This is a genomic window from uncultured Paraglaciecola sp., from assembly GCF_913020055.1.
Lineage (GTDB): Bacteria > Pseudomonadota > Gammaproteobacteria > Enterobacterales > Alteromonadaceae > Paraglaciecola.
In genome coordinates this window covers 1-9,891 of record NZ_CAJWCF010000132.1, presented here as the reverse complement: position 1 = coordinate 9,891, position 9,891 = coordinate 1, and the positions used below count along the sequence as shown (strand labels likewise).

6 protein-coding genes and 1 tRNA gene are annotated in these 9,891 nt (G+C 38.2%); 2 read left to right on the top strand and 5 right to left on the bottom strand.

Going from position 1 to position 9,891, the window contains the following annotated elements; translation table 11 throughout:
• A partial coding sequence (locus QZ488_RS19780) for a trigger factor family protein (RefSeq protein WP_293751980.1) occupies positions 1-132 on the bottom strand: 132 nt, incomplete at its 3' end.
• Between the two features lie 315 nt (positions 133-447).
• Here QZ488_RS19780 and QZ488_RS19775 point away from each other — a divergent pair.
• Positions 448-3,408, top strand: a complete 2,961-nt coding sequence (locus QZ488_RS19775; RefSeq protein WP_293751978.1) for a sigma 54-interacting transcriptional regulator — start codon at positions 448-450, stop codon at positions 3,406-3,408.
• A 54-nt stretch (positions 3,409-3,462) separates the two neighbouring features.
• Here the strand turns inward: QZ488_RS19775 and QZ488_RS19770 are convergent, their stop codons facing one another.
• The 3 genes from QZ488_RS19770 to QZ488_RS19760 all read right to left on the bottom strand — a co-directional run bounded on the left by QZ488_RS19770 (position 3,463) and on the right by QZ488_RS19760 (position 8,558).
• On the bottom strand, positions 3,463-6,696 hold the full coding sequence (locus tag QZ488_RS19770) for a ligand-binding sensor domain-containing diguanylate cyclase (protein WP_293751976.1): 3,234 nt from the start codon (positions 6,694-6,696) through the stop codon (positions 3,463-3,465).
• A 115-nt stretch (positions 6,697-6,811) separates the two neighbouring features.
• Positions 6,812-7,525: a S8 family serine peptidase gene (locus QZ488_RS19765; protein ID WP_293751974.1), complete on the bottom strand. Its 714-nt coding sequence runs from the start codon at positions 7,523-7,525 to the stop codon at positions 6,812-6,814.
• A 10-nt stretch (positions 7,526-7,535) separates the two neighbouring features.
• Positions 7,536-8,558 carry a S8 family serine peptidase gene (locus QZ488_RS19760; protein WP_293751972.1) on the bottom strand — a complete coding sequence of 341 codons (1,023 nt, stop codon included), beginning with the start codon at positions 8,556-8,558 and terminating at the stop codon, positions 7,536-7,538.
• A 272-nt stretch (positions 8,559-8,830) separates the two neighbouring features.
• Here QZ488_RS19760 and QZ488_RS19755 point away from each other — a divergent pair, with 272 nt between their 5' ends.
• On the top strand, positions 8,831-9,631 hold the full coding sequence (locus QZ488_RS19755) for a type II secretion system protein N (RefSeq protein WP_293751970.1): 801 nt from the start codon (positions 8,831-8,833) through the stop codon (positions 9,629-9,631).
• Between the two features lie 175 nt (positions 9,632-9,806).
• Here QZ488_RS19755 and QZ488_RS19750 read toward each other — a convergent pair.
• Positions 9,807-9,891: transfer RNA gene (locus QZ488_RS19750), tRNA-Leu, on the bottom strand.

Sequence of the window (9,891 nt, the reverse complement as noted above, 5' to 3'; positions counted from 1 at the left end):
AAAACCATTAATTCTTTGGGTTTTAGCTAATTGCTGTAAGCGAGACTTAACTGCAGAATCAATTGACTCAGCAGGAACGGTGATAGTAAGACGGCGTTCTAAACCTTTGGTCGCCTCAACGGAAACTTGCATTCTAATACCTCAATTTATGCGCATATTTGCGCTTATATAATGACAATGACTAATGGGTTTTTATCGGCGCAAAACAATTATTGTTACGGATACACTAGTTGCGTCCGAAAACCCTGACAAAAGGAAAAACTTCTTTATAGTCAAGTCAGCCTGATAAAAAGACGCAGTAGTATAGCGATAGCGATAACGCAAGTCGAGGGTAAAATGCCTAGCTTTAAAATAGTCTGACCTCAGCGCTTTATTTAACACAGACAAATTGCATAATAATGCGCTTTATGGAATATTAAATGGCTTACTTTTCAAGGACTAAAATAGTTGCACCCTAGAGATATCTTCATTCGTCATTTAGACACTATACGATCATATGTCGGGGCGAAGGACATTAGTATTTTCCATCCGCTACTCAATGACTCATTTTTGGGAATTGAAAAGCCTACCAGTGAGAATCAAGTTTCTGTTGCAAACACCAGTCAGTTAGATGCTAAAGAAACGAATCTAATAGAGCAGCACTCTAATCTGAACGAACATAATAGTTGTCATGTCGTGCAATTTGATGAAAAAACAACCTTTATCAAATTAATCAGTACTACTGCAATAAATGATGAACTAGCAAAATCTACAAAAAAGCTTATCCCTAGAAAAGTAGCGAATACGATCACTGAGCCCGAGCAATCAGTTTGGCTTAAGCTGGTATTTAGTAAAACAAGTCCCCTATGGTTAAGTAAAACAGATGTTCAGCCATCATTGGAAATTACTCACCTTTATAAACTACTTGAGTCGATCAATTTTCTACTCAATATGATAATCGAATATATTGAATTATCTTCTGATTCACTTTCCAAACTTTGTTCTCGATCAGTTCTACAAACTAAAATCACTGCACTAGGTAGAACCGACTCTGTCGGATTAATTATGCTGCACTGTACCAACTTCAACCAAATAAATAAGAAGTTTGGCCATGAACATGGCGATAAAGTTATCAGAGAGATAGCCAGTAATCTGAGACCTATTACAAGAGAAAGCGATATTTTGAGCCGATTTAGTGGCGCATTGTTTGGTATCGGATTTAGCGTTAGTGACCAAGATAATGTCACTCACTTCGCACAGAAACTTCAAAGTACTTTGCAACATAACCAATACTTAGACGGTGCCATTAATCTTACTTTTAATATTGGTGCAGCTACGATTAAACAAGACGAAGTATTTAGGACTGAGACAGATCGTGCATCCGCGTTATTAAGCCGAGCAGACCAAGCTTTAACTGCAGCCCAACAAGAAAAAATCCCATCAATCATTACTTGGTCTCGTGATGACTTTAATCTTCAGCAACAACCCTTTAATTATCTCGGCGGAATATTTACAGCTGATACTGTGACTGACTATCGAAACATGCTTCTGCTGTGGGATATATCTTCATTGATTGCAGATAAGTATGAGTTTTCTCACCTTTTACAGAGCGTGGTTCAGCGTTTGGCTCAAACCTTTGAGTTTCTGTGTGCGGGGGTGATTAGTACCGATGAAAAAACGGACACAAGTTTATTGTATTCAATCAGTTCCGAAGACAATGCCATTGCACTTGCAGAAGAACATCAAGCATTAAAACCTATTCTCTATCAAATGCAGGCTTCTGTGCATTTGAACAACACTCCTTCAGAGAAGTTTGTCGGAGATAATGTAGTGCTAGTCTTACCCTTAAAAATAGACTCACCTGATTGCTTTTTTATTTCTGGGGTAGCAGACAAATTTCAAGTTACTCATGACACAAAAGTTTTATTGTCCGGGCTGATCAGACAATTAGGTAAAGCATTAAGAAGAAGCAGACTTGAAGAAGAGCTCAATCGTAAATTAGAAACACAAAATGAACGGTTGCAGCATGAATTAGCTATTTTGAAAGAAGGTATTCAAGAGAGCAATATTGTTTTTCAGTCGGCTATCATGCACAAATTGATGGAACACACCAAACGTGCGGCAATCACAGATACAACGGTTTTAGTCACCGGAGAAAGTGGAACAGGTAAGGAGCGCCTAATTCACGCTTTACATACTCTAGGTCCAAGGTCGGACAAACCTTTTGTAATTGTTGACTGTGGTTCTATTCCAGAAACATTGATTGAGTCAGAGTTGTTTGGTTATGTAAAAGGCGCATTTACCGGTGCTCAAAACTCATCTAAAGGCAAAATCACAGATGCAGACGGCGGAGTATTGGTACTCGATGAAATTGGTGAGCTACCCCTACAAATGCAAACCAAACTGTTGCGTTTTGTTCAAGAAAAACATTACACCCCAGTAGGTGGAAACAAGCTACTTGATGTAGATGTGAAAATTATTGCAGTGACTAATCGCGATCTAGCTGCAGAAGTTGAAAAAGGAACTTTCAGACGTGATTTGTATTATCGTTTAAATGTTTTGACATTACATACCCCCCCACTTCGACAACGCAGTGAAGATATCCCCTTATTATCGAAACACTTCTTGAATAAATTTTCTGAACAATTTAGTTCAGGAAAGAAAAGCCTATCTGAAAACGCTTTGTATAAGATGCAACAATACGCATGGCCAGGCAATATTCGCGAATTAGAAAACAAGCTGATGCAAGCGACTTTAATGTGTGAAGGAAGTTTTATCGAATGGGAATTATTAAATATTAATGATCAGAACACCCAATCACCCAGCTCTACGGTAAATCTAACACAAGCTAATGTGCAATTTATAAAACCTGCTGCTGAATCCACTACTGCGAACGACGCTTTCAGTCAAATACAGCCTTTTACAGAAAAATCAGCTTCAGTGGTCGAACCTGAAAATGATGTATTTGATAAGGATAGTGCATTAGAAAATGTCGCTAAAATACTTGCTGAAAGTTTCAACTCTTATCATCAACATCCACATTTTTTTAATGCGCCTATCGGTTCATGGATTGAAGATGATTTAATTTTGCAAACTTATATTCAATCTGGCGAAAAGATGAGTACAACTGCAGCTAGGTTATACATATCCCAAAGCAAGGCACGTCGAAGAGTCGATAAAATCTTGGCAATGCAAACGGATGAGCCTCAATATCGCCCACCTAACTGGGCCAATATAGAACAAGCTTTATTACCTATAGCCAGTGGCAATGTCGTTATTAACGATTGCCTAGCAGAAATAAAACTTACCGTAATGAAAGTGATACTTGATGTTGCCACTTTTAATATGGCACAAGCAGCAGAAATGTTAGGGGTTAGCGAGCCTACTTTCTATAAGCTAAAGAAGTCGTTAGAAACTAAGAAAGCTTGAGCTGGATATTTAGATCTCGCCAATAAGCACTCATGTTGCTTAAGGCGATATTAACTAGGTATTTTGTTTGATCGTTACATGCCCATCTTTAATGACCTTTTCAATGTTTTGAGTCAATGTACCCATGACATTAGCAGGTGGTTTCTGCACTGACTGCAATATACCTGTCCATTTATTACGTCCAGCCCCCTTTGACTTATAGAGCGCTTTATCGGCCAATAAATGAACCTGTTCCCAGCTAAGGGCATTGGGGTAATGATGTGAAAAAGGAAATAAACTATAACCAATAGAACAAGACAGATACATTTTTTGTTTAAGGTCGATATCAAAACCATTTGCGGCAATTTTACTGCGTAAACGTTCTGCTAGGATCTCCACTTCAGTAGACTCCTCTACACGCCCCATAACTAAAAACTCATCGCCTCCCCAACGAATAACCGTGTCAGACTTTCTACACACTGACTTCAACACTTCGCCAACCTGAACGATTACTTTATCGCCAGAGCCATGACCATAAGCGTCATTAATGGGCTTAAATCCATCTAAATCAAACATCAAAAAGAATAATCTAGGACCACTTTCAGAATTGGATTTACCAGTTTTAGCCTCCCTTTCAAATTCTCTTAATACCGCTGAGCACCTCTGTTCAACAATACTGTTTAGATAACGCCTATTATTCAAACCTGTTAGCTGGTCAGTGATACTTGCGTTAAGGAGCTGCTCGTTAGCACTACTTAATTCAACGGTTCGACTCTCCACTTCGCTTTCCAACTTTTTACGATAATTGGCTTCTTCAAGAAGTTTGTTTACACAAGAGCGATAAATTCGATACAAAACAGCGAGTGATATTAGCCCGTAAATCAAATAAGCCCACCAAGAATACCAAGGTGCTGGCAGCACTGTTAACGCAACTACTGCGCCTTTATCATTCCAAATTCCATCATTGTTGGACGCTTTAACACGAAAAACATAATTCCCTGAAGGTAAGTTGGTATAGGTCGCCTTACGCACATCCGCCGCTTCAATCCATTCTTCATCGAAACCTTCGAGTTTATACTTATAACGGTTATTACTAGGCGAGGCATAGTCTAATCCGGCAAATTCAAACGCAATAAGATAATCTTTATGAGAAATCTGGATGTTATTACTTTCTGGGGTAAGTGAATCAATAGACACAACTTCATTTAGTTTTTGAAATTTAGTTAAGACAACAGGAGGCACGTGTGAATTAGGAGATATATCTTCAGGATAAAAAGCGGTAACACCATTAGTACCTCCAAAATACAACTTCCCATCTTTAGCTTTATAATAAGCCCCAGAATTAAATTCGTTTCCTTGCAGCCCATGTGAACTGTCATAATTCAATAGTTGCTTAGTATCAGGGTTATACTTAGTAATCCCCCTGTTGGTACTTATCCATAAAAAACCTTCAGAATCTTCAACAATCCCATACACGGCATTACTTGGTAGCCCTTCCTCTCGCACTATTCTCTCGAAATTAAAATTACCGCTAAACCTGTCTTCAGCAGCCAATTTGTTAAGACCCGAACCTTGTGTACCTACCCAGATATTCTTTTTACTATCTTCATGAATAGCCAAAATCACATTACTGCCTAATGAAGAAAACACGTTATCCTCATTCATTAACCTAATAGAATTGGTTGTTGTAGGATCAAAAATACTAATACCAGAACCAAGAGTGCCTAACCAAAGTAGCCCTACACTATCCTCAAACACAGATAAAACTCTATTACCGCTGATACTTTGATTATCATCTGGTTTATGAGTGTATCTGACAAACTCATTAGTAGCAGGGTCAAATAAATTAATTCCACCACCAAATACCCCAATCCACAATTTGCCGTCTTTAGCTTGCTTAATTGATGTAACACCGTTTGCACCGATGCTTGTGGGGTCATTAGGATCATTCACGTAATGGGTAAACTGACCAGTCTTTCTATTCAGTAGAGATAATCCTTTGTCCCTATAACCAATCCACAATTCGTCAGGGTTTCTTGCAAATAAAGCCATCACTTTATCCGTGCGCAAACTATTAATATCACTACTGTCATGTAAGAATTTTTTAACTTCACCATTATTAGTATTAAGTAAATTCAGTCCGTCAAATGTAGCAATCCAGAGATGTTCATTACCACCATCGTAAAACCCGTGTATGAAGTTATCACTGAGGCTCGTAGTCAAGTCAGAGGTCACACGTAAATGGTCAAATTTAGCAGTAGATGTATTCCACTTATTTAAACCATTAAATGTTCCAACCCAAAATACTCCCCCATTGTCTTGGTACAAATAAGAGATCTGATTCGTGGATAAACTATATATGTTATCTGCTTCATGAATAATGGATTGAAATGTATTAGCTTGGCTATCATAGCGATACAAACCTACTTCTGTCCCTATCCATATTGCACCTACATTATCTTCATAAATATGAGAAATAACTAAGCCTGCAAATTTTTCAGGTTGCCAATTTAGCTCTAGTTTTTTTTCTGATGACAAGTTCTGCAAATTAATGACTGACAAACCATCGCCGGCAGCACCAATCCACAAGCGTTGCTTAGAATCTAAAAAAAGAGACCTAATGTTAGGGCTAACAAAACCAACTTTTTCTTTAACTTGTGCGAACGATAAAATGATCTCCCCAGAACTAGGATCAAGTTTGTATAACCCATTTCCATCAGTAGAGGCCCAAATAAATCCTTTTGAATCTTCTACAATCCCAGAGACTTTATCAAACCCCTGTTTGTTCTGACTTGCTTCACTGTAAAATTTGGAGAACTCCCCAGTCTTCGAGTTATATCTATTTAAGCCACCGTGCGTTCCAACCCACATATTATTTGAAGAATCTTTAAATAGAACTCTTACATTGTTTTGGCTCAATGACGAACTTAAAGTGGGATCGTGTTTTATGTGTGTAAATGTTTGAGTCGACTTGTCATAAATATTGATACCGTCCATTGTACCAAGCCATAACTGACCGTCACTTGCTTCATTAATGGTGTAAATCCAATCGGAGCTCAGAGAATTTGGATTTCTGGAACTATGAGAAAAAACTTTAAACTGATAACCATCATACCTATTTAGGCCTGCTTGGGTACCAAACCACATAAACCCATCAAGGTCTTGATAAGAAGAAAGAATAGTTTCTTGAGATAACCCCTGCTCTGAAGCAATACGTTGAAAACGTATATTTCCTTGCCCAGCATAAACATGGCTGAAAATAAACGATAGAAGGAAAAAGAAACATGTAATTGCTGTTTTTTTATTCAAAATTTTTCACATTATGTAGGGGAGATAAATAGATAAAAGTAACCCTCCAGACGTTAACGTAGGTAGTGACAAATGTCACTACCTACTAATCTTATTGTTTTGTCTTTTCTAAATATTAATCATCAGTTGAAGAGTTTTGAGTTTCTACACTTTCTTCAGTCCATAAACCTGCTTCAGCCCATAAGCCTGCTTCAGCCCATAAACCTGCTTCAGCCCATAAACCTGCTTCAGCCCATAAACCTGCTTCAGCCCACAAACCTGCTTCAGCCCATAAACCCGCTTCAGCCCATAAACCTGCTTCAGCCCATAAGCCTGCTTCAGCCCATAAACCTGCTTCAGCCCATAAACCCGCTTCAGACCAAACCACTCCTTCACTTGATTGAATGTAAAATTCGCCATTCGCGTCAATTTGAGTAGGTCCACTAAAGTGTTCTGTACCGGCCATATCGGCTTGGATGTCTAAACCTTGATTAGCACAGTTATCTGCAACACTGTTAATTGCAGCAAAAGCATCAACTAAACCAGCGCCTTCTGCGAAGGGATTCGAATTACCGATAACAGAGGTATTAGTACTAGACATCAAACGACACTTTATTTGATCAGGAGAAAGTGACGAATTGTATTGCAGCATTAACGCCACAGTACCGGCTACAACGGCAGAAGATTGAGACGTACCAGATACAGTGTTGTAATATTCACCAGTAGCACTTTCATCAAAACCAGCATCGACAAGAGCTGAGTCCAATTTAGCGCTAACATGACCGCCATAAGTGACCAAATCAGGTTTTACAAAACCTTCATAAGTAGGTCCCTGAGATGAAAAAGTCACCATCCTGTCGTCAGACGTATGGTGTATAACTATCAGTAATCGCTCCTACAGTAATCACGTATGGATTGTTACCAGGAACAGTTATAGAACCATAATCTGAACCAGAATTACCAGCAGACGTAACAACAACAACACCTGCATTCCATAATTTCATTACTGCTTGATTAATGGGGTCATTCCAATAGTTTGAGCGAACTTCAGCCCCTAGAGACAAGTTCAACACTCGAATGTTGTAGGCTCTTCTATTCTTGTATATCCAATTTAGGCCATCTAACGTGTCTGAGTAAGAGCCCACACCATTATTATCAAAGGCTTTAACAGATATTAAATTAGCGTTTGGAGCAATCCCATTATAGTTGCCAAATTCATCTTCTAAGCTACTGGCGATAATCCCAGAAATATGAGTGCCATGGCCATTTTTATCGGTGTTTAAAGAATTAGTCTTATTACCTAGAATGGCATCATAAATAGCTAAAACGCGATTATTACCGATAGTATTATTAAGTAAGTGAGCACCTTTTGTGCCATCCAACAACATACCGCTATCTAAAACAGCGACAGTTACACCATGCCCTGTTATTCCCATATCGTGAGCAGAGTTGGCATTTATTTGAGTGGTTATATTGGTATCTATAATGAATTTTTTACTGACACTTTCTGTTAGTACAGTTCGATCTTCCATTACTCTAAGACCCGTAGTGGAAGCGAGTAATGACACTTGGTCACTAGTAAGTAATGCACTAATAGCATTAATTATTGGAAACTCTCTGGATACCATCCCCCCAGCATGCTCAACAGCCTTAACTAGACCGGTTAAAGATAATCCCTGTAAAATATACGACTTTTCTTGGGCTACTTGGGTAACCGCTATTTGAGTAACCTCTATATTTTTCGATTCTGTGTTCAGCGCTTTTGTAGTATGACCGTTAGATAATACAACTGCAGATACGCTGCCGATCAGTGAGACTATTCCCACCAACATTGCTTTATTCAAAACTAAATGTTTCATTTTTACTCGAAAAGCTAAATCCATTAATTACGCCTCGAAAAAGCAAACATTGTGCCAACACAAAACAAAACCCTAACCGACTGTTTTTATTTAATTTAATTGTAATTTAATAATTATATATATTTGGAAGTTAAAAAATGAATAATTAGACTTAAATTATGAACACACAAATAAACCTTATGTCATATTTTAAGTCAAAAACATTAGTGCAAATAAATAACCAATAAAATAACGTTGTCTGGATGGACCAAGATCGCTATCCTCAACTGCATTAAAGTACAAACTTAGTGAAATACATGACCCCTATAAAAAGCAACGTCATCACAATCATCATTGCAATAGTGTGTATCACTGGTTTAACTAGCTGGTACTTGATAGCAATGAAGTCGGATCAAGCTGGCTCGTCAATTGAGCTAACAAAGAATATACAACCTGTATCAGAAGAAACCTCCTCGGACTCTGGTCACGAATTACAGACAGATGATAGAGAAAACACAACTATCGCTTCAACAAAACCCACAGCGGTAATTTCGAACTTAACTTTACTGGCAGTAGTTGTCGCTAACCCAGCTATTAATAGCTCAGCAGTCATTCAGTTTGACTCTAGGTCTGACAATTATGCAATCGGTGAAATAATTAATGGTACTGACGTTCTGCTAGATGAGGTGTTAGTCGACTCAGTGATTGTTACTCTGGAAGGCAAGGAATATGAGCTCACTTTAAAAGGAGGCGACTCAAACACTTATCAACAATCCAGTAATCGCTTTATAAAAGAAAATGTAACGCCATTGACCGCCAAAGAGATAGGTAATAGACCTAAGCAGCTAGATCATATCATCGTAATTTCAGCTGAGAACAACAATTACGCAGTGGCACCTGGAATAAATCCTGCATTGTTTAGAGCTGCAAAATTTAAAGCTGGAGATATCTTAAAAACAATTAATGGTAAAGACGTTACAGATCCAGAAGAATTAGAGCAAGCCAATACATTAATTGCTACAGCACAAACTTTGGAATTTGTTGTATTGAGAGGTGGTCAGTTTGTAACACTATATTTGGATATACCGAGTAAAAACCTATCTATTTCAAATTATTAAGATCGAAAGACCACCTCAAAGCATTTAGGATGGATTAATTATATTTTCGAAGGAATTCTTATTGGTGATGCGAATAAAAAACAATCTATACCGAGCGATGGTATAAATTTAATACAACTGCTTTCATCATGTAGATATCGCTTTATTCAGCAATTCGTTTGATAAAAAGTATATATGGTGCGGAAGGAGAGACTCGAACTCTCACGCCGTGAAGCACTGGAACCTAAATCCAGCGTGTCTACCAATTCCACCACTCCCGC

Bases quoted from the DNA above. Each gene is read 5' to 3' on its own strand.
- QZ488_RS19760 (WP_293751972.1), bottom strand. From the start codon at position 8,558: ATGGATTTAGCTTTTCGAGTAAAAATGAAACATTTAGTTTTGAATAAA.
- QZ488_RS19755 (WP_293751970.1), top strand. From the start codon at position 8,831: ATGACCCCTATAAAAAGCAACGTCATCACAATCATCATTGCAATAGTG.